Source organism: Nostoc sp. 2RC, from assembly GCF_014222165.1.
Taxonomy (GTDB): domain Bacteria; phylum Cyanobacteriota; class Cyanobacteriia; order Cyanobacteriales; family Nostocaceae; genus Nostoc; species Nostoc linckia.
Genome location: NZ_JACKZU010000055.1, coordinates 1 through 21,397, shown reverse-complemented (window position 1 = coordinate 21,397; position 21,397 = coordinate 1). Strand labels below are relative to the sequence as shown.

Here is a 21,397-nt window from a genome sequence, read left to right as displayed (position 1 = left end):
TTGCATAATTTTGGGGAATACTAAGAAAGCCCAATCAGTTGAAATAGCTTTTATGTCTACTGCTTTAGCAGCTGAAACTTTAATTCCACTTACTGTCCTAGAACGTAAAGCTTTAATTTTACATCATGCTTCCTTAATTGATGTAATTCACATTGCCGATAAAGATTTGCATAAAGCATATAAGTATGCAAAAGTTATTTCTTCAATAGCACCTGCTTATTTTGAATATCAAATTGCACAAAACAAACAGAATGGCTCTGTTTTAGAGTTGAATATACAATCTGAGTTAATTAGCATTAAAACTGATAAATTTGCGAATGATTTTATTGACTGGCTAAAAGCAGACTTTGAAAATAAAAGTGCAATAATTGACCATTATCCTAACCCAAAAAATCTTTTTGAACTATGTGGAGCAAAATTGCTGGTAACTAGCAACTCAGTAACAAGGAGCCTTAGCACAACAATGGGAAGTCTCTGGGAAAAAATATCTAATATAAGTCCTTATATTATTAACCCAGAATTGGAATTTGGAATTAAAATTACTGGTATTGATATTATTATTTTTTCAGAAGAAACGGTTAAATTTGCACAATTAAAAACTCTAAAAGGTACATTAACTGGTTCTCAAGCGCCTAGAGCCAAAAAAGAATTAAGTATTCATCAAAACCCTTTATTTATAGCAGCTTTTAATTTAGGTCAGTGGACATTTAACGATCCGAACATTCCTCGCATTGCTGGTAAAGCATTTTGGGAGCAAATTCACATGGATTATAACCTTGTTGAAAGCAATGTCAGAAATATGTTACAGAAAATTGATCGGGCTTTTACTGAGTTAGCTGCAAAGTAAATTTTATAAATCAAACAGCGACAGTTGTTGAGCCATCTCTTTGCCTTTTAGCCTATTTCCTTGAATCAAGTTAAAAAGATAAGTACCAATTTCTTTTGCAAGTAGTACTGGTACTGCATTACCAATTTGCTTATATTTAGAAGTTACCGAACCATAAAAAATCCAATCATCAGGAAAAGTTTGGATTCTTGCAGACTCGCGTATACTTAAAGAACGCAATTCCACTGGATGACACATATCTGTAGCTTTTTGGTGTGGACTTGTTGTGATTGTTGGTGAAGGTTTATCCCAAGACAATCTTCTATAAAAACCGACTTTTCCACCTCCTGAGTTATAAGCACCTCCCATAGCTTCTTTTTTTAATTCTTCTGGCAAATGTCTCCAGTTTTGTCCTGATTCCAATAATCTTAAAAATTTCAAACGATTTTCGGAATAAGCGATAAACTCCGGTTCTGGATCTACTAAATTTATTAAAGCGTCTCTTAAAGTCAGCCATTTGGGTAAATTTTTACCATCTTTACTATATTTAGCAATAGGGAATGTAGCTCCTTCTTGATCTCTAGAACCAATAAAAATTACACGCTCTCTGTTTTGGGGAACACCGTAATCTGCTGCTTCTAAAAGGTTATAAATCACGTAATAACCGAGTTCCCTCATTTCTGCTAATACCACTCTTAATGCAGCGCCAGCTATTTCATCAGGTTCTAAAGGTGCATAATCTTTTCCGCGTTGGTTAATTGGCCTGTGACGAAGAGGAGCAGACAGCAAACCTCTGACATTTTCCATTAAGAAAAAACGAGGTTGAACTTCTTTAACAATGCGGATAAAGTCCATAAACAAACTACCACGAGGGTCTATTACTGAACCTCTTTTGCCTGCGGTACTAAATGGCTGACAAGGTGGACCACCTGTTATTAAGTCTACCTCCCCAGGACGTAAGGCTCTACCTAAATCTAAAACTCTTCCTCCTTCCTCAAGTAATTCTTGGGAAGTGACTTTTTCTATTTCTCTAGGAACAGCACTTTCTTGCAATAATGGTCTATTAATAAGAATCGTTTTTGTAGCATCAGGGTCTTTTTCTACTATACTTACTGTATGAAATCCAGCTTGTTCCATACCTAAGTCTAAACCAAAACCCCCTGTAAATAAGGAAATAGAAATAGCTTTACCATCTATCATCGTGATTGCTCCCAAGCAATTATTGTCATAAATCATAGTATATTTATACTATGATTTATGACTTGCTCATATTCTTCTTTATGGCTTTGCAAAGCATCCCAAAGTTCAACTTTTTGCTGAAGATTTAGCCAAAGTCTAGGGCCATTTCCTAAACCTTTACCAAGACGTATTGCTATATCTGCTGTAATTGCTCTTTGACCATTAATAATTTCCTGAACTGTTTGATGAAATACTCCCAAAATTTCTTTAAAATTCGCGGTAGTAATCTCTAAATCATCTAAAATATCTGCAATTACTTCGCCAGGAGGTATTGGCCTTACTAATCTATCATCAGTAATATCTTGCCAATTATCCATAATTTTAAATCTTACCAAATTCTGCCCAAATTTAAGACAAAACCCTTTAAAACATCCTCCCCTGATAACGTTGCAGGAGAATCTAGTACCTCAACCTTTTGCCCTTGTCTATAAATCTCAACTTGTCGAGATTTGCGATTAATTAACAAACCTAAACGCACACCATTATCTAAATATTCCCTCATCTTATCTTGTGCAATCTTCAAACTATCACTTGGGGATAGTAACTCAATTACAAAATCAGGGCAGATAGGGGGAAACTTTTCTTTTTGTTCAGCAGTTAAAGCATCCCACCTTTCTAATTTTATCCAAGCAGCATCAGGGGAACGGTCTGCACCATTAGGTAATTTAAAGCAAGTAGAAGAATCAAAGGCTATGCCAGTACCATCAGCATCAGTCCAATTCATTAATTGTTGAGTGATTCTTGCATTTTTATTTCCAGTTTCTCCGCCCGTGGGTGGCATAATTATTAATTCTCCAGTTGCAGTCCGTTCAAATTTCAAGTCACGGTTTGCCTGACATATTTGAAAAAATTGCTCATCTGTGAGTTCCAATACTGGTTTAAGGTTGACGGTTAAAGCATTCATAGTGCTATGCCAGATTTGAAAGATTAAGGCAGGCGTATTGCCTGCCTACAATGACTATTCTATTCCTTCAATCCGGTCTTCAACTTCTTGGTACAACTGGCGTAGGCGATCTAAATTCTCCTCGCTAGTCTCCCAATAACCGCGTCCATTAACTTCCAACAAAGTTGATACAACCTTGCGGAAAGAATGAGGATTAAGGTTCATCAAACGTTTCTGCATTTCTTCATCTTTGATGAACGTTTCGTTAGTATCCTCGTAAATCCAGTTATCCACAGCGCCGGCTGTTGCACTCCAACCCATTGTATTTACCAATCGTTTGGAGAGTTCGCGCACACCTTCATAACCGTGATTCAGCATCCCCTCATACCATTTGGGATTTAACAATTTGGTACGGGCATCTAAGCGCACGGTTTCTGATAATGTCCGCACTTGGGCGTTGGCTGTGGTGGTGTCTGCAATATAAGATGCTGGTTTTTTACCATCGCCACGCAGACTTGCGACTAACTTGGTGGGATCGGAGTCGAAGTAGTGAGAAACGTCCGTCAAGCTGATTTCCGAAGAATCCAAATTTTGGAAAGTCACTTCCGCAGTTTTCAATGTACTTTCAAAAATCTGCCGCGATTCGTCCATGATACCTGGATTATCGGAGTTGAAAGCAAAAGATTTGCGGTTGAGATACATTTCTTGCAACTCGGCTTCGCTTTCCCAAGTGCTGTTTTCCACTGCTAAGTTAATATTCGAGGAATAAGAACCAGAAGCGTTGGAGAAAACGCGGGTTGCTGCTTGACGCAAGTTAACCCCCATTTCTTCAGCTTGTTGCAAGGCGTGTTTGCGAACAAAGTTCATTTCCAAGGGTTCATTGGCCTCAGCAGCCATTTTCACTGCTTGGTCTAGCAGGTTCATTTGGTTGATGAACAAGTCGCGGAATACACCAGAACAGTTAATTACAACATCAATTCTGGGGCGTCCCAACTCTTCTAAGGGTATCAATTCCAACTTGTTCACCCGTCCCAAGGTATCGGGAACTGGACGCACGCCCACCATCCACATAATTTGGGCTAGGGATTCACCGTAAGTTTTGATGTTATCGGTTCCCCAAAGGACGCAGGCGATGGTTTCTGGCCATTTTCCAGCGTTTTCTGACTTGTTACGCGCCAACAGCCTGTCTACGACGATTTTGGCTGATTGGACTGCGGCGGTTGTGGGGATGGATTGCGGATCTAGGGCGTGAATATTTTTACCCGTAGGCAAGACATCCGGGTTGCGGATGGGATCGCCGCCAGGGCCGGGTAGGACGTACTCGCCTTCTAAGCCTTTGAGTAATGCTCCCAGTTCGTTATCGGCACAAACTTGCTGGAGACAGAATTCCAAATACTCAAATAATGGTTTTAGTGTGGCGGTGTCAACTTTGGGATAGCCTGCTTTATGTAACGCTTCTACCCAAGGTTCTTTTTTGCCCATATTGAAGAAATTCAACCGGGAAACCAGAGAAACTCGCCCATCAGCGTCGGTTTTCTCTTGAACAAGGGCACTAACAGCAGCACGGGTGGCTAAGGTGATGTCTTGCAATAGTTGGACATCTTCTAAAACGCCTTTGTCGCTATTTTGGTAAATATGGTCAATATTGCGGCCGATGCTGTTAGCGATAATTCTAGGTAAGCTGACAATTTCTTCTTCTGGACGGTCTAGGTTGGCGATGTTCACCAGAGTTGCTACGGCTTCTTCTGCGGTTGGCGGTTTGCCAATGACGTGCAAGCCACAAGGTAACAACCGAGACTCAATTTCCATCAACTTGCGGTAGACGATGCCTACAATATTATCCCGTTCTTCGGCGCTCATTTCTTTGGCGTCGGTTTCTGGCAGGTTAATATCTTTATCCAAGTTGACGATGCGGCATTTGTCCATGATGGAGTTGACAATGGGAATCCCGCGTCCACTGTCTTTTAAGGTTTGGTAAGAAGCAATTAATTCGCTCAGTTCCTTCAAACCTTTATACAAACCTGCATTTTCCGCCGGTGGTGTCAAGTAAGAAATAGTTTCGGCGTAACCCCGACGTTTGGCAATTGTCGCTTCACTGGGATTATTGGCTGCGTAATAATACAGGTTGGGTATGGAACCAATTAAGTTATCTGGATAACATTCTCCAGACATACCCATTTGCTTACCCGGCATGAATTCTAAGGAACCGTGAGTACCAAAGTGCAATACGGCGTCAGCTTGCCAAACTTGCTCTAGATAGGTGTAGTAAGCAGCAAAACCGTGATGGGGACTAGCGGAACGGGAGAACAACAGCCGCATGGGGTCGCCTTCGTAACCAAAGGTGGGTTGCACACCGATGAAGACGTTACCGAATTGCTTACCATAAATCAACAGGTTTTGTCCATCGCTATTGAGATGTCCGGGAGGTGGCCCCCAGTTTTCTTCGAGGCGTTGCGAATAGGGGGTGAGTGCCTCATATTCTGGCACAGACATTTTGTAGGCGATGTTCAATTCCGGGCTGGCGTACTGTGCTTGGGCGTCGTGGATGACTTCCTGCATCAGTGCTTCGGCTGATTCTGGCAATTCTGGCAGGTCGTAGCCGTTATTTTTTAGGGCTTTCATCACTTCGTAGATGGAACCGAACACATCTAAGTAAGCGGCGGTTCCCACGTTGCCTTTATCTGGCGGGAAGCTGAAAACGGTGATGGCGACTTTTTTATTGAGCTTTGGTTTGCGGCGGAGGTTAGCCCATTTTAATGCTCTTTGGGCTACGGCTTCCATGCGGTCTTGGAGAGCGATCGCCTTCCCAGTCGCCCCATCTCTACCAGATAAGATAATCGGCTCAATTGCCCCATCCAATTCGGGAATGGCAATTTGCAAAGCTACTTGAATCGGGTGCAAGCCTAAATCGCTATCCATCCACTCTTCTGTGGTTTGGAACACTAACGGCAATGCCACCATGTAAGGACGGTTCAAGCGTTTGAGCGATTCAATTGCTTTGGGATGGTCTTGTCTGGCTGGACCGCCCACTAAAGCGAAACCAGTCAGCGAAATCACTGCATCTACTAACTGGGTGTTGGTAGTGGGTTCGTAGAAATAAGCATCCACAGGCTTAGAGAAATCCAAACCACCAGCAAACACAGGCAATACCCGTGCCCCTAGCGCTTCCAATTCCTGCACCATTGCTACATAATGGGCATCATCCCCTGTCACTAGGTGAGTGCGCTGCAATACCAACCCAATACAGGGAGCTAGGGGATCTTTGAGATCGTTAGAGATATCCTTACGGGCTGTGTACCAATTCAGGTACTCTCTTACATCCTCAAACATACTGGGAGCCAAAGGATGCCAAATTCCCATATCGGGATAAACCACTGGCTCTTGATATGTACGAGGTGTAATATTTTGTTTCTCTAAACCTTTAAATACATATTTATCAGCTAGCATCAGTAAGAAGTTTTCCAGATTTTCTGGAGAACCACCTAACCAATACTGAAAGCTGAGCATGAAATTTCGTGCGTCCTGTGCTTTGTCCATTGGCAGGAACTTTAGCACTTGGGGTAGCGTTCGCAAAAGCTTGAGCATCCCATCTTGGAATCCCGCACCGGATTTTTCCTTGCGTTTCCGCATGAATTGGGCGATCGCACTTTTTGACTGACCCAACTGTGCCAGAGAAAAGCTACCCATTTTATTCAGGCGCATAACTTCTGGCATCGAGGGAAAGACAACGGCAACATCCAGGCGATCGCGATGTGGTTCAACTGCTGTTACTACTTTTTGTGCTAAGTCTTCGATAAAAATCAGGGAGGCTATAAATATATTGGCACTCTCCATATCCCTCTGGAACTCCTTATAGTTCTCTGGATCTCGGAGTTCCTCAATTAAGTAACCACTGATTTCAATCGCCAGTTCTTCGTGAAGCGCGTTAATCGACCGCACCGCTTGTGACAATGCACTCTGGTACTGGGACTCAAGCACGACATAGACCACCTTGATTAAATTACGTCCGCGTAAGTTATCAGGCGCAATATGTCTAATCGTGGACTTGACGTGGGTGAACATGCTTCCTCGGCTCCTTTGATGCGTGTTCTCTACTGGAAGTTCATTAGCGGCTGATACCGCAAAAGTTGACTTCGTTATTATTGGGCAATATGAGTTTTTTATCAGAAAATGCTTGCCCAGTGGGCATTTTATCGCTTATCTGACACAATTCGATATAAAAAAAGAAATATTTATTAACCTATATTGACAAATAATTAAAGTAATTACTCTTATTTATGTAAAATATCGGTTACATTTTTATTTAACTATTGAGTTATAAAGTTTAATATACTATTACTTTAGCCAGGGGAGCAATGGCTAAAACAAATCAATATGGGGGAGTCACCGATACGGTTAGGGGAAAGGGGAAAGGGGAAAGGTTAAAGGGCAAAGGGCAAAGGGCAAAGGGCAAAGGGCAAAGGGCAAAGGGCAAAGGTTAAAGGGCAAAGGTTAAAGGGCAAAGGGCAAAGGGCAAAGTGCAAAGGGCAAAGGGCAAAGGTTTCAAATACATCCTTTACCCCTTACCCCTTAACCTTTTCCCCTTAACCGACAAGTATTGGGTCAAGGTGTGGTTTTAGACATAGCCTTGAGATTGATACCACAACACAGTATCTTTCAATGTATCCGTGAAAGGGCGAAACCTTACTCCCAACTCTCCTTCGGCTTTGGCGGAACTTAAGTGAGCTTTTTCCAACAAAGTTTGCACGCCAGCCAGTGGCATGGGGTTGACTCCACCAATCAAACCCGTCCAGGTTTCCAATAACCATGCAATTGAAAGTGCCAGCCAATCAGGAATTTCCATTTTGGGAGCTTTTACCCCTGAAATTGCTTCCAGTTCCAAGGCAATATCTTTCATAGTTTTCAGTGGCCCCGCTACAATGTAACGCTCACCCCGTTTTCCTCGTTCGGCAGCGCTAACCATAGCCATTGCCACATCCCGAACATCAGTCAATGAAGCACCACCATCAACCGTCCCTGGTAGCTTACTTGCCAATAAATCCAACACCAGTTGTCCCGCAGAAGTTGGTGCTGCATCCCCAGGGCCCATCATCCAACCAGGCAAAATCATCACCACATCCATACGGCTAGTTTCCAAAAACCGATAAATTTCTTGTTCCGCCAAAACTTTTGTTTTGAAATAAAGGTTCTTTTGGGCAAATTGATTGTAAGGAGATGTTTCGCTGGCAGCCTGATGTGGGTAAGTTTGAATCACCCCACTGGATGAAGTGAAAACTGTTCGCGGTACTTTTTGTGCCTCTGCTGCTTGCAAAAGCTGGATTGTGGCATCAATGTTAATACGCTTCATCTTTTCCCAATGACTACCTGGCTGGTAATACTCTCGAAAAAATGCTGCGGTGTGAAATACCACATCTACTCCCTTTAATGCTTGAGCAAAGGCAGGCACATTCTCCATATCACCCTGAATAAATTCAATTGGGGTGTTTCCCAAAAAGCGTTTAGCTTTATCAATAGATCGAACCAACCCCTTGACTTGCCATCCTTGGGATACTAGCAATTGACAAAGATTACTACCCAGCAAACCTGTTGCTCCAGTCACAAACGCTGTTTTGCCACTCATGATAGTTATGTCCTGGCGATCGTATTTCTTGTAGATTTAGTCCGAACTTTGTTAATGTGAGCTATTACTCACATCCATATTTGCAAGTATATGAGCAAAAACTCACATCGTCAATCTCCAGGCAATAAAACAGCGAACTCACCCATTTCCGAGAAAAGCCGCCGCAGTCCTTCGGGTGAACGTGGTTTGCGACGGCGGGATTTAATTCTCGACACTGCCGCAGATTTATTGGCCGAGGGAGGGCCAGAGGCTATCAACACCAATGCCTTAGCCGAACGAGCTGGTATTTCAGTTGGTTCGGTGTACCAGTATTTCTCTAACAAAGAAGCAATTTTAACTGCCTTGGGGGAGCGATATATGCAGCAATTGGGTAGTAATACGGTGGCTGCTCTGCAACAGGATGTGTCAGGTCTGGATTTTGCTACTATAATCGATCGCGTGATTGACCCTATGATTGCCTTTGAACGCAAATACCCTGCCTTTAGACATCTCAATGCTGGGCAGTCAGAGGAAGGAACCCTAGCACAAGCGACTCAAAAAGTCGATCGCGAGATACTGGCCACCATCTACGATTTAGTTATAAGGATTTCTCCGGATCTCAACCCCATCCAAAGCTGGCAAATTGCACGGATGATGAAAGCTCTGTATAAAGGTATGAGTTATCTGATACAGCAGGAAAAAGAAATTACCAAGGATGGTGGAGATATTGATAATATGATTAGCGACATGAAACGAATGATGGCAGATTATTTAGAACATCATTTGGATTGTTTGTAAATTTCTATTCTCTACCTACCTCTAAACATATGTTTTTCTACCATCATTTAGTCAAACCTTTATAACAGTTAGAATATAACGTGCGTGTCGCTCCTTCAGGATGTTATTATGACTCGCTTTTACCGATTCATGCTCAATTTTGGTATTTTTGTTGCACTGGCCTGCTTTTTTATCGCTTCACCGACATATGCATTATCTACATCTGACACCGGAATTATAGAAGGCGACTTATTCAAGCTAGGTGTAGAAAAAATGCAGCACGGCAGTTACTTTGAAGCTATTGAAAATTTTACTAAGGTAATTAACCTCAAACATGATTTTTCTTCAGCTTATAGTAATCGTTGTCTTGCTTATCTGGAATTAGGGAATTATCACAATGCCATCGACGATTGCAATCAAGCTCTAAAGTATACACCTAACAACGTAGAAGCACATCTTAATCGAGGACTAGCATACTACAGACAAGGGGACTATGAAGCGGCGATCGCTGACGATAATCAAGTTATTGCACTTACACCTCATGATTTCAGAGCCTACTATAACCGAGGCATAGCTCATGGAATGTTGGGTAATCACCAACAAGCCATATTAGATTACAACTTAGCAATTACTAATATTCCCCAATCATCCAGTTTCCTAAAAGCGGATGTTTACAATGACCGGGGATTAGCTCATTTTGAGTTGTCAGACTTAAAAGCAGCTATGCTCGACTTTTCCCAAGCCATTGAACTCAATCAAAATGACTACAGAGCTTACTATAATCGGGGTTGTGCTTGTGGTGGAAGCGGCAATAACTCTTGTGCTGTTAGGGATTTTACTGAGTCACTCAAGCTCAACCCAACTAATGCGATGGCTTATCTCAATCGCGGTATAGCTTACCATCAACTCGGCCGCGAACAAGCAGCAATTACAGATTTACGAAAAGCCATCCTACACTTTACCGAGCAACGAGAAACTACAATCTATGAAAAAGCGTTGTTTTTACTGAAAAATTTACAGCAACAACTCTCATCGTTATCAGACATTGCTTTCATCAATTAAGAGAGAGGATCGAAATCCTCGCCGCCTAAAGCCGGGGGATGAGTTAACTAGTAGCCAACTTGGCTATTTAAAGGGGAAAGGGACTCATGTTTTTTATCCCTTCCCCTTTTCCCTTTAACCTTTACCCAACCTCCACCTAAAATTTTTGGATTAGTACACTACTAGTGTTGGTTTTGAAATCCCTTACTATTACCGTAATACACAGTCTTGAAGTCTATTTGATTTGTGCCATACTCATAAAGAGTATAAGTTGCTTGTCCTGGTGTGCGTCCCACGTTACCTACTCCAATTACTTGACGCGGTGTTACGATATCAGTTTGATGGGACTCTTGGCGATCGAGAGTAATTAGTCCTGTTTTAATAGAACCAGTTTGTAATTGATACTGAAAAGCTAAACCAGAACGTCCACAAAACAAATTATTTGCTTGCATCCGTGACAATCTATCAAGCATTTGAATTGGGGGAGTTTCTGGAGTTAGTTCATCGTTTACACCCACCGTTGAACCGTGGATTAACAAACAATCTAATTCAAAAAAACCAAAATCGAGCGATCGCAACCATTGTAGAGTTTGTTGAGAAACACTATCCCACAGTAGTTTTACGGTATCACCCCCATATTTTGCTATGAGTTCAGGAGCATCCCCAGTGGGCCCTAGACCATGCAAAATCAAACTCTGTTCTTCCCACCATCCCTTACAAATTAAGGGTTCTAATTCTCCTCGACGTGGGTTTAACACCCGTTCTACTAACTTCTCGGTTTCTGGTCTTGGCCCTACCAAATCACCTAAAATATACAATGCTTCTACGCTATTACCCTGACGTTTAATATCCGCTATGACAGCTTCATAAGCTGCCAAGTTACCTTCTATTCCACTTAAAATTGCCCATTTATTCATAGTTATTTTTTTCAACGCAGAGGAACGCAAAGGAAGAGGAGGAGGTGAGAGATTACCTTGTGCAAACATGAGTTGGGTCATCTGCTCGTTCTGCATATTCCAACCCATGCGCTAAACGCCAAGCAAAAATTTTAGGTAAACCTTTTTCTATGATTGCTGCACAGGTTTTTTGATAATCGTAAGCTACTTCTTGGAGTTTGATCTCTTTAGTATCTGTATCGTAAATTACATAAGTCGCATTCGGCCGTCCATGTCGGGGTTCTCCCACTGAACCTACATTTACAATTCGCTTGAGAGGAGATGTAAAATTAATTTTTTCCGCTTTGTCTCCTTTTCCAACACGAATTTGTAACTGTCCAGCATCAAGAGTTCGGGCGTAAGGCATATGAGTATGACCACAAAAAAGCACATCTGCATTCGTGGAAAGTACGCGTTCTAGGGCTACAAAAGCGTCTAATTCAGGTAATAAATACTCATGGTTGCTGTGAGGACTACCGTGAACAAAAGCTAAATTCCCTTCTTGAAGTGAGTATGGTAATTGAGCTAAAAATTCACGGTTTTCTGGGTGAATTTCTTTATTAGTCCATTCATGAGCCTGTATTCCTCTTTTTTCTGCTAATAACGAGGGATAGCTACAATCGCAGGCGTTCAAACCTTCCACAATGTCTTCATCCCAACAGCCGACGCAGGTAGGAATATCTAAAGCACGAATTTGGCTAATGACTGCATTAGGATGCGGCCCATATCCTACTAAATCACCAACACAGAAAATTTTTTCAGCTTTTTGCTCTTCTATATCTAACAATACAGCATTCAAAGCTTCGTAATTGCCATGAATACATGAAATGACGGCTATTTTCACACTGGTTCCCCTTCTAATAAAATCTCTTTTACTTGTCGTTGGTATTGCACAATCGCAGCGTCAGATAAACAGCAATGTGATAATGTTTGCTTTAAAGCTCCTTCATCCAAGTTTTTTCCTACCACTTCTACTCCGCTAAAACGCTGGGGTCTACCTTCCAAATAGCGTGGTAAGTCTAATTCCAAAAAGTCTGTTTGCGGAACACCAGCAACAAAATCACAGTAAAGTGACCTACCATCGTTAACATCAAAAATGCCTTTGGCGCGGGTGACAATACCGTAAGCACCGTGGGTGATTTCGTACCAAAAATCTTCCAGACTATTTTCGTCAATTACTTGACCGCTACTTACCGCCCGCCATAAAGTTTCAGCAATAGTGGCTTGGGTTGGTGCGCCGCGTACAATCTCGTTCGCCCAAGGGTGATATTCGGAGTCTTTGAGGTCAGGTGGTAAAACTGCTACAGTACGGTAAGTTAAATTATCTATGATTTGGGCGATCGCCAAAGGCAAGGCATGGCCCATCGCTCCCAATTCTAGGTAAAATCCTAATTCAATGTAAACTGCTTCTGCTTTAGGTATTTGGTTGAAGAACTCAGCTTCTTGAGTATCACAAAAAACTTGTATACCAGGAAATTCAGTAGCTATGCGAGTTTGGTCAATGGGAACAGTCCCAGTACCAGGGCTAAAGTAAATTAGTTTGTCAACAGAGGTAATATTTCGTATCTGCTCACAAATCCAGGTAGTTTTTCCCGCCCCAGATGAACCAGCGACAAAAGTAACAATTGGTATCGGCATAAGTATATTTGAATGCTATTAACTAACACCAATTCAAAATTTAGACATTAAGAATACCGACAAAAAAACGATTTCGGAGCGTATATCTGTGGCATTCTTTTTTGAAATTGGTACAATTTTGGCATTATTTAAAGTTAGTTAATCATACCAAACATTCAAGAAGTTGTGTGTAAATTTGACTATTATTCAACTGCCTGCCAATAAAAACTACTTGATTTTTAGGTGGAGTACGCCATTCATCTGCATGTAAGTTGTAACGAGGACCGCTCAACTGAAAAACATGACGCAATTGACTATCACTAAACCATAAAATACCCTTGGCTCGAAATACCTCCTGTGGCATTTCTTCTGTGAGAAAATTCTCGAATTTATGAACATCAAAAGGGCGATCGCTTTCAAAAGAAATCGAAACAAATCCATCATTCTCTAAATGATGCGAGTGATGGTCGTGATGATGGTCGTGGTCATGGTCATGATGATGGTGTTCGTGTTCGTGATGATGTTCTGCACCATCAGTAGTATAGTCATCTTTTGGAGTTAATCCCACACCTAAAATGAGCGGCAATGCCACTTCACCGTATTTGGTATGCAAAATTTTGGCACAATTTTTGACATCATTAATGAAATTTTCTATTTCCTCAAGTTTTTGTGGAATAACGAGGTCTGTTTTATTTAGAAGAATAATATCTCCATAGGTAATTTGTTTTAAAGCAGCTTCACTATGGAAGTATTCTTCGTTAAACGCCTCAGCATCTACTACAGTTAAAATGGAGTCGAGGTTTGTCAAATCTCTTAATTCTGTACCTAAAAAAGTTAAGATAATTGGCAGTGGATCGGCAACACCAGTGGTTTCAATAACTAAATAATCAATACGGTCTTCTCGTTCTAAAACTCGATAAACTGCATCAACTAAATTATCATTGATTGTGCAGCAGATACACCCGTTGGTCAGTTCGACCATATCTTGGTCTACTGAAATTAGCAATTGGCTATCTATGTTGATATCACCAAACTCATTCACGAGTACGGCAACTTTTAAATCTTGTTTATTTTTGAGAATTTGATTGAGTAGTGTTGTTTTACCACTACCTAAAAATCCGGTGATAATCGTAACAGGCATTCCTTGTTTAGAAATATCAAGACTGGGGTTTAAGGAACTGACCATATTTCAAAAGAATGAGAATCGTTATCATATTAGCGCAAAAAAAGTTTGATGGTGCAATCTGGATGAAATGAAATTTAGAGTTTCCTTAAAGCCTGTTCCTTGCCATAACAATCAACAGCTACTACAAGTAGTTAGCTTATGGTATGGATAGTTTGTACTATATTTTGAGAATTGTTGATTAGCGATCGCTTTACATCTAGTAGTCCGTCAAGCCAACTCTGCTCTTTAAAGGGTAAGGGGGAAATGGACTCATGTTTTGATTCTTTCCCCCTTCCCTTTTACCCTTTTCCCAGTCCAAACCCAGCAAAGTTGGTGTGACAGAGTACTAGCTATTCCCTTCTATATGATTATGGGTTAACCATTATCTCATTGATAACGGCAACCCATCAGTCACATCTACACATTAAAGCGGAATAACATTACATCCCCTTCCTGCACAGTATACTCTTTGCCTTCACTACGAACCAATCCTTTTTCCTTGGCGGCATTCATAGAACCAGTAGCTACCAAATCTTTGTAAGCCACGGTTTCAGCACGGATAAATCCCCTTTCAAAATCACTGTGAATTACCCCTGCGGCTTGAGGTGCAGACATTCCTGCATGAATTGTCCAAGCGCGGGTTTCTTTGGGGCCACAGGTGAAATATGTCCGTAGCCCTAAAAGAGTATAAGTAGCACGAATTAATGATTTCAAACCGCCTTCTTCCACACCTAAAGACGCCAGAAAATCAGCCTTATCTTCCTCTGGTAATTCCACCAATTCAGCTTCGACTTGAGCAGAAACTATGACAACTTGAGCATTTTCTGTTGCAGCAACTTGTCGCACTTTTTCCACAAACTCATTACCCGTTGCCAAATCATCTTCAGATACATTGGCAGCGTAGATAATTGGTTTATTAGTCAGCAGTCCTAATCCTTTAATAATCTCCGCTTCTTCTTCATTCAAACTCACCTGACGCACAGATTTACCTTCATTTAAAGCCGCAGCTAATTTTTCTAAAACTGTAACTTCAAAAGCAGCATCTTTGCTAGTACGAGCTTGCTTGCGAGTGCGGTCAATTCGTCGTTCAATTTGTGCTAAATCTGATAGACCCAGTTCTAAATTAATGATTTCAATATCTCGCACTGGGTCAACAGAACCAGCAACGTGGATAATATCATCATTTTCAAAACAGCGTACCACATGGACGATGGCATCAACTTCCCGAATGTGGGACAGAAATTGATTACCTAGTCCCTCACCTTGACTTGCACCTTTAACTAAACCGGCAATATCCACAAACTCCACACGTGCGGGGACAATTTGTGCCGAATTACCAATTTTAGCGAGAACATCTAACCGTTCATCCGGTACTGCGACAACGCCGACATTCGGTTCAATCGTGCAAAAAGGGAAATTAGCCGCCTCCGCTTTAGCATTAGCAACTACAGCATTAAATAAAGTAGATTTTCCGACGTTGGGAAGTCCGACAATTCCGGCTCTTAACATTTTGGATTTTAGATTTTGGATTTTGGATTATATTACCAAGGTAATTCAAACAGGTTCCGGTATGGTTTGGGGAATTGTTCCTGGAACAGTTTGAGGAATGGGAGCAGGGACAGTTTGAGGAATGGGAGCAGGAACTGGTTCTGGTACAGGTTCCGGTACAGGTTGGGGAATCGTTGGCCCTGGTACAGGTTCCGGACTCGGTAGCGGGTTCGGTTCAGGATTAGGAATTTGTGGTTCGTCGGGTATATAGATAGCACTAAGATTAGTCATCACCAGTGTAAATTTAGATGATTCAACCCTCCCAAACTAGATGACAACTCCAGCTGTTGACATCTGGCCAAAAGACTATACCCTTAAAAATTAGCCATTGGGTATGGTGATTGTTGACTGATGACTGATGACTTGAGAGTTATTTTTCTCCCATCTCCCTTGTCTCCCCATCCCCCCATCCCTCACTACTTCTCTTCCACCTCCGGTACTGGGTCATAACCCCCTGGATGAAATGGATGACAGCGCAAGATCCTTAGGGTTGCCATCCAGCTACCGCGGAATACTCCAAATCTTTCAATGGCTTGAATGGCATACATCGAACAAGTTGGTTGAAAACGACAACTTGGAGGGAATAATGGCGAGATAAACATTCGGTAGCCGCGAATCAGCCAAATGAATAATACTTTCATTGCAGTTACCTAAATCTTATAAATTAGTTATAGAGGTAAAAATATTCATCTTGTTGCATCTTTGTTAACTACATTTTTTGATTTCACCTCAATTTTAATATTATGGCTGCAAATTGCGCTGCCAGAGCCTACTGTAGCCATTGCTGCAATTTGGGTCTTATTCATCCTCGTGATTGCATGGGTGGTAAACCGCTTTGCTAATGGCGAGGCAGAAATTGTCAGGAAAATAGTTCACATCGGCACTGGTAATGTGATTTTACTGGCATGGTGGCTAAATATTCCCGCTAGCGTTGGAATTATAGCCTCGATTTTAGCAAGTGTAATTACTTTACTATCCTACCGATTTCCAATTCTGCCTGGTATTAATAGCGTTGGACGCCAAAGTTTAGGAACATTTTTTTACTCTCTGAGTTTCGGTATTTTAATTGCCTGGTTCTGGTATTTACAACAACCGCAATATGCAGCATTAGGCATTTTAGTGATGACTTGGGGAGATGGATTAGCAGCTTTAATTGGGCAGCGTTTTGGCAAACACAAGTACAAAGTTTCTGGTGTCCAAAAAAGTTGGGAAGGTTCTTTAACTATGATGTTTGTAAGCTATCTCATCACCAATTTGATTTTAATTGGCACTCAAGGAAACAGTTGGCAAGCTTGGTTAATATCGTTGTTTGTGGCTGTGGTGGCTACTGCTTTAGAAGCTTTTTCTTTTTTGGGTATTGACAATCTAACAGTTCCTTTGGGAAGTGCTGCTCTTGCCTTCTTTTTAAGTCAGTTGGTTTTTTAGTTACTTAATGTAAAAATAGGGAACAAAAAACAATTTAATTTATCTGTGGATGTGTGTTGGTAATGTGAAGTTGAAGCAAAAGTAAATAAATTTTTACTAAAAAAATATGGACGATCGGGGGCAACGTTACTACAAAAATGGCGAAATAGCTGTGCAGTAACAGCCTTGTTAGTTACGTGCCCAAATCTGGGTTGTGCTTGTAAATGGCGATCGCAAAAATAAACTGGGAATACTGAATTTAGGTATTTCGCGATTTCCTACCCTTTATGACAAACAACGATTATAAAACTTTAAACGTTCAAAATGTGGAAGAGTGTCAAAAACAGCTACAATTGACCCTCCAGTATCAAAAAATTTTGGGGAGAATCCTCGCGAAAATTCGGGCATCCATAAACCTAGAATCTTTGTGTTCAACTTCCTGCCAAGATATTTGTCGGCAATTGAAGATTGAGCGAGTGGCAATCTACCGATTTAATTCTGACTGGAGTGGTAGTTTTATCAATGGTTTTGGCTTTGCAGAACCACGCTGGAATACACTCAATTCTTTTGGACAAGACTTGGTGTGGCAAGATTCGTATTTGCAAGAAACTCAAGGAGGACGATATCGCAAAAATGAACCGTTTGCTGTGGCTGACATTTACGACGCTGGACACGCTCGTTGTCATATCGAGGTATTAGAACAGTTTGAAATTCGGGCTTACGCCATCGCGCCTATTTTCATCGGTGCCAAACTTTGGGGCTTACTAGCAGGCTATCAACACACCACAACCCGACAATGGCATCCTGAGGAAGTGGAATTTTTAGCTCAAGCCGCCAGCCATCTCGGCGTCGCCATGCAGCAGGCAGAAATTTTAGAACAAAGCAAACAACGCACAGCAGAATTGCAAGATGCGATCGCGCGACAACGTGCTTTGACGGAAGTGGTGGGAAATATTCGCTCCTCTGTGAACACCAAAATTATCCTCGATACTGCCTGTCAGGAAATCTGCAAACTCCTGAAATTAGAGCGGGCAGCGGTTTATCGCTTTAATGAAGACTGGAGTGGTGAATTTGTCAGCCAATTCGGTATGGTTGAGGCACAGTGGGATAGAACCAATCCATTTGGCAAAAATCTCGTTTGGCAAGACACCCACCTCCAAGACACTCAAGGTGGCCGCTATCGCAATAACGAAAGTTTTGCTGTGAACGACATTTATCAAGCTGGCCATTCACGGTGTCACATTGATATTTTGGAGCAATTTAAAATTCGGGCGTATGCCTTAGCGCCAATCTTTATCGGGCCAAAATTGTGGGGACTTATAGCAGCATATCAACACTCAGGGGTGCGTCAATGGGCAAATTATGAAGTTGAATTCCTGGGACAGGTGGGGGCACAGCTGGGAGTGGCAATTCAGCAAGCGGAAAATTTAAGCCAGTCGAAACAACAGGCCACAGCTTTAGAAAATTCCATTGCTCGCCAACGCGCACTCACGGAGGTCGTCGGTAAAATTCGCTCCTCTTTAGATATTGATTTAATTCTCAAGACTACTTGTCAGGAAGTGTGTAAACTACTACGAGTTGAGCGAGTCGGCGTTTATCGCTTTAATGAAGACTGGAGTGGCGAATTCGTCGGTCATTTCGGCATGGTAGAGGCACAGTGGGACAGCATCAATTTATTTGGCAAAAATCTCGTTTGGGAAGATACTTACCTCCAAGAAACCAAAGGCGGACGTTATCGCAATAACGAAAATTTTGCTGTCAACGATATCTACCAAGCCGGACACTCACGCTGTCACCTTGATATTTTGGAGCAATTCAAAATTCGTGCCTATGCCTTGACTCCAATTTTTGTGGGGCGGAATCTTTGGGGATTGTTGGCTGCTTATCAACATTCTGCACCGCGTCAGTGGGATGGTGTAGAGGTAGAATTTTTAGCACAGGTAGCCAGCCAACTCGGAGTAGCGATGCAAAGTTCCGAGATGGTGACCCAAATCCAAACCCGCGCTGATGAACTCCACAAATCAGCCGAACAGCGGCGAATTTTATTCGATTTAGTGGTTAAAATTCGGGAATCTTTGGATTTAGAGACCATCTTTAAAACTACAGTACAGGAAGTGCGGCGATCGCTCAAAGCAGATCGAGTCGGCATTTTTCGCTTTGACCCTGATATGGGTTTTTGCAGGGGTGAATTTATCGCTGAAGATGTGCTAGCCAAGTTTGATTCTGCCTTAGCTGTAAAAGTGCAAGACTATTGCTTTGGCGACCAGTATGCACCGCAATATCGCCAAGGACAAGTGCAAGTAATTTCTGATGTCAACAGCGTTGGCTCGAAAGTGCCTCATCTTGATGTTATTGAGCGATTCCAAGTCAAAGCACAGATTATTGTCCCACTCATGGAAGGCGATGAACTGTGGGGATTGTTATGCATTCACCAATGCACACATGCACGCGATTGGGAAGATGCTGAATTAGAATTTGTCACCCAAGTCGCAGCTCAAGTGAGTGTAGCATTGCGTCAAGCCAATTTGTTCCAACAATCCAGTTTGCTCGGTCAAACCCGTGAAGAAGCCAATCAACTCGCCCAAGCACTAAATGAGTTACGTACTGCTCAACTGCAAATTATCCACACTGAAAAAATGGCCAGCTTGGGACAACTGGTGGCGGGTGTAGCCCACGAAATTAATAACCCAGTTAATTTTATCCACGGTAACTTAGAACACGCCCACCAATATACCCAAGATTTGCTGCGTTGTGTCCAGCTTTATCAAGAAAATTATCCCAACGCCAGACAAGAAATCCAAGAGTTTTTAAAGAAAGCGGAAATTGAATTTTTATTCGACGATTTACCTAAATTATTCCAGTCCATGAAGGTCGGGACTGAACGCATTCGTGAAATTGTCAGTTCGTTGCGGAACTTCTCCCGTTTAGATGAAGCTGATTTCAAATCAGCAAACATCCACGAAGGCATTGATAGCACGTTGATGATTTTGCAAAACCGCTTGAAATCCTCAATTGATGGCCCCACCATTCGTGTGATTAAAGACTATGATACTTTACCTCCAATCGAATGCTATCCGGGTCAATTGAATCAAGTATTTATGAATTTGCTATCTAATGCCATTGATGCTTTAGAAGAACGAAATGCCCAAGGAAGTTCCGAAGTATTAGCAGCAAACCCCAGCGAAATCCGAATTTCTACCTCACTGCTCAATAAAGACTGGATTGCCATTCGTATTGCTGACAACGGACTTGGTATGGATGAAAAAATACTCTCTCGTTTGTTCGATCCATTTTTTACCACCAAAGTTGTTGGCAAAGGCACCGGACTAGGGCTTTCCATCAGCTACCAAATTGTCACAGATAAACACAAAGGCAAAATCTACTGCCAATCTGAACCTTTAAAGGGCACAGAATTTGTGGTGGAACTGCCAATTTACCAGAAAAAAGCTTGAAAATAATTAGTTGTTGACAGTTAACAGTTAACTGTCAACTGTTTCGATTCATATATAGGAATCCTATTTAATTTTTGAACAAAATTCCGTACACTTTACTCTTTTATAACCCTGTTGCCTATTGCCTATTGCTTCTTCTTGCTTCGACTCTCTTAACTAGAGCAACGCACTGGCTTTCTATGCTGGTGTTAGTTTTCCAGACTTGTAATGTCTCTAGCTTGAGTGCGTAAATCCTATTGCTCTATGCTACAAAAGCAGTTCTAAGTATAGAAAAGTGAGATAATTTCAAGCCTCAGAACTAAAATCTGTCAGAAAAGCTAATTGCTGAGTAAATTGGGATATAGAACCAGAAAATTTTTCTGTGTAAACTTTACCAGCAAATGGTATGAAAAAATATTATCAAGACTTTTTAATTCGAGATTGGGTGCAAAGCGATCGCACCAGAGCCGCCCAAGTAATCAATTATGTATTATCAGAATACGGTTTGGGTTGGGAACCAAACGGCGCTGACCGAGATGTGTTGCAAGTAGAGGAATTTTATTTAGACACCGGGGGAGAGTTTTGGGTAATTGAACACCAAAGCCAGGTAGTAGGAACTGGGGCATACTACCCCATCAAACGCGGGCAAAAAGCTGTAGAAATACGTAAAATGTATCTTTTGCCCAGCATTAGGGGTTTAGGATTGGGGAAATATTTGTTACAACAGCTAGAAGCAGCGATCGCAGAACGTGGTTTTGAACAAATCTGGATTGAAACTGCCAGCGTTTTAGTAGAAGCAGTCAAGCTATATGAAAGCAACGGCTACAAACCAGCAACAGGAATAGAAACAAAACGGTGCGATCGTGTTTATGTTAAGTCATTAGTCAATGGTTCTTAGTGATGGGGAGATGGGGGAGATGGGGGAGATGGGG

General features: G+C 41.8%; 18 protein-coding genes. 6 read left to right on the top strand and 12 right to left on the bottom strand.

Features of this window, described 5'->3' with window-relative positions; all coding sequences use genetic code 11:
- Positions 1 to 52: 52 nt before the first annotated feature.
- Entirely contained in the window at positions 53 to 847 is a 795-nt protein-coding gene (locus GNE10_RS09155) for a hypothetical protein (RefSeq protein ID WP_185564763.1), read from the top strand.
- A gap of 3 nt (positions 848 to 850) precedes the next feature.
- Here GNE10_RS09155 and GNE10_RS09150 read toward each other — a convergent pair whose 3' ends face one another.
- The 5 genes from GNE10_RS09150 to GNE10_RS09130 form a co-directional block, all read right to left on the bottom strand.
- Positions 851 to 2,026: a DNA cytosine methyltransferase gene (locus tag GNE10_RS09150; protein WP_185564780.1), complete on the bottom strand. Its 1,176-nt coding sequence runs from the start codon at positions 2,024 to 2,026 to the stop codon at positions 851 to 853.
- Positions 2,027 to 2,058: 32 nt separating this feature from the next.
- Entirely contained in the window at positions 2,059 to 2,382 is a 324-nt protein-coding gene (locus tag GNE10_RS09145) for a HigA family addiction module antitoxin (protein WP_185564760.1), read from the bottom strand.
- Between the two features lie 11 nt (positions 2,383 to 2,393).
- Positions 2,394 to 2,969, bottom strand: a complete 576-nt coding sequence (locus GNE10_RS09140) for a Uma2 family endonuclease (protein ID WP_185564757.1) — start codon at positions 2,967 to 2,969, stop codon at positions 2,394 to 2,396.
- A 54-nt stretch (positions 2,970 to 3,023) separates the two neighbouring features.
- Entirely contained in the window at positions 3,024 to 7,010 is a 3,987-nt protein-coding gene (locus GNE10_RS09135; protein WP_185564754.1) for a magnesium chelatase subunit H, read from the bottom strand.
- Positions 7,011 to 7,563: 553 nt separating this feature from the next.
- A complete protein-coding gene (locus GNE10_RS09130; RefSeq protein ID WP_185564752.1) occupies positions 7,564 to 8,568 on the bottom strand; it encodes an SDR family oxidoreductase in 1,005 nt (334 codons plus the stop codon).
- 90 nt (positions 8,569 to 8,658) lie between these two features.
- On the opposite strand from GNE10_RS09130, the gene GNE10_RS09125 reads away from it, so the two are divergent.
- Both GNE10_RS09125 and GNE10_RS09120 read left to right on the top strand, forming a co-directional pair.
- Complete coding sequence (locus tag GNE10_RS09125) at positions 8,659 to 9,345, top strand: TetR/AcrR family transcriptional regulator (protein WP_185564750.1); 687 nt, start codon at positions 8,659 to 8,661, stop codon at positions 9,343 to 9,345.
- Positions 9,346 to 9,453: 108 nt separating this feature from the next.
- Positions 9,454 to 10,386 (top strand): tetratricopeptide repeat protein, encoded by a 933-nt coding sequence (locus tag GNE10_RS09120; protein ID WP_185564748.1) that lies wholly within the window; start codon positions 9,454 to 9,456, stop codon positions 10,384 to 10,386.
- Positions 10,387 to 10,547: 161 nt separating this feature from the next.
- On the opposite strand, the gene GNE10_RS09115 is transcribed toward GNE10_RS09120, so the two are convergent.
- From GNE10_RS09115 to yidD, 7 genes are all read right to left on the bottom strand, one after another.
- Complete coding sequence (locus GNE10_RS09115; protein ID WP_185564777.1) at positions 10,548 to 11,282, bottom strand: metallophosphatase; 735 nt, start codon at positions 11,280 to 11,282, stop codon at positions 10,548 to 10,550.
- Between the two features lie 52 nt (positions 11,283 to 11,334).
- Positions 11,335 to 12,144 (bottom strand): metallophosphoesterase, encoded by an 810-nt coding sequence (locus GNE10_RS09110; protein ID WP_185564745.1) that lies wholly within the window; start codon positions 12,142 to 12,144, stop codon positions 11,335 to 11,337.
- Entirely contained in the window at positions 12,141 to 12,938 is a 798-nt protein-coding gene (locus GNE10_RS09105) for a GTP-binding protein (protein WP_185564743.1), read from the bottom strand. The genes GNE10_RS09110 and GNE10_RS09105 overlap by 4 nt, the downstream gene beginning before the upstream one ends.
- Positions 12,939 to 13,080: 142 nt before the next feature.
- Positions 13,081 to 14,103, bottom strand: coding sequence for a GTP-binding protein (locus GNE10_RS09100; protein WP_185564739.1), 1,023 nt, complete (start codon positions 14,101 to 14,103; stop codon positions 13,081 to 13,083).
- 396 nt (positions 14,104 to 14,499) lie between these two features.
- Positions 14,500 to 15,591, bottom strand: coding sequence for a redox-regulated ATPase YchF (gene ychF / locus GNE10_RS09095; protein ID WP_099072681.1), 1,092 nt, complete (start codon positions 15,589 to 15,591; stop codon positions 14,500 to 14,502).
- A 45-nt stretch (positions 15,592 to 15,636) separates the two neighbouring features.
- Positions 15,637 to 15,861, bottom strand: a complete 225-nt coding sequence (locus tag GNE10_RS09090; RefSeq protein WP_099072682.1) for a hypothetical protein — start codon at positions 15,859 to 15,861, stop codon at positions 15,637 to 15,639.
- A 185-nt stretch (positions 15,862 to 16,046) separates the two neighbouring features.
- Complete coding sequence (gene yidD, locus GNE10_RS09085) at positions 16,047 to 16,271, bottom strand: membrane protein insertion efficiency factor YidD (RefSeq protein WP_099073518.1); 225 nt, start codon at positions 16,269 to 16,271, stop codon at positions 16,047 to 16,049.
- Positions 16,272 to 16,332: 61 nt separating this feature from the next.
- Between yidD and GNE10_RS09080 the strand changes: the two genes are divergently transcribed.
- The 3 genes from GNE10_RS09080 to GNE10_RS09070 all read left to right on the top strand — a co-directional run bounded on the left by GNE10_RS09080 (position 16,333) and on the right by GNE10_RS09070 (position 21,363).
- Complete coding sequence (locus GNE10_RS09080; protein ID WP_260446845.1) at positions 16,333 to 17,055, top strand: diacylglycerol/polyprenol kinase family protein; 723 nt, start codon at positions 16,333 to 16,335, stop codon at positions 17,053 to 17,055.
- A 266-nt stretch (positions 17,056 to 17,321) separates the two neighbouring features.
- Positions 17,322 to 20,486: a GAF domain-containing protein gene (locus GNE10_RS09075; protein ID WP_185564737.1), complete on the top strand. Its 3,165-nt coding sequence runs from the start codon at positions 17,322 to 17,324 to the stop codon at positions 20,484 to 20,486.
- 385 nt (positions 20,487 to 20,871) lie between these two features.
- The gene (locus GNE10_RS09070; protein ID WP_185564734.1) at positions 20,872 to 21,363 is read left to right on the top strand and encodes a GNAT family N-acetyltransferase; all 492 of its coding nucleotides are present in this window, start codon (positions 20,872 to 20,874) and stop codon (positions 21,361 to 21,363) included.
- The last annotated feature ends 34 nt before the right edge of the window (positions 21,364 to 21,397 follow it).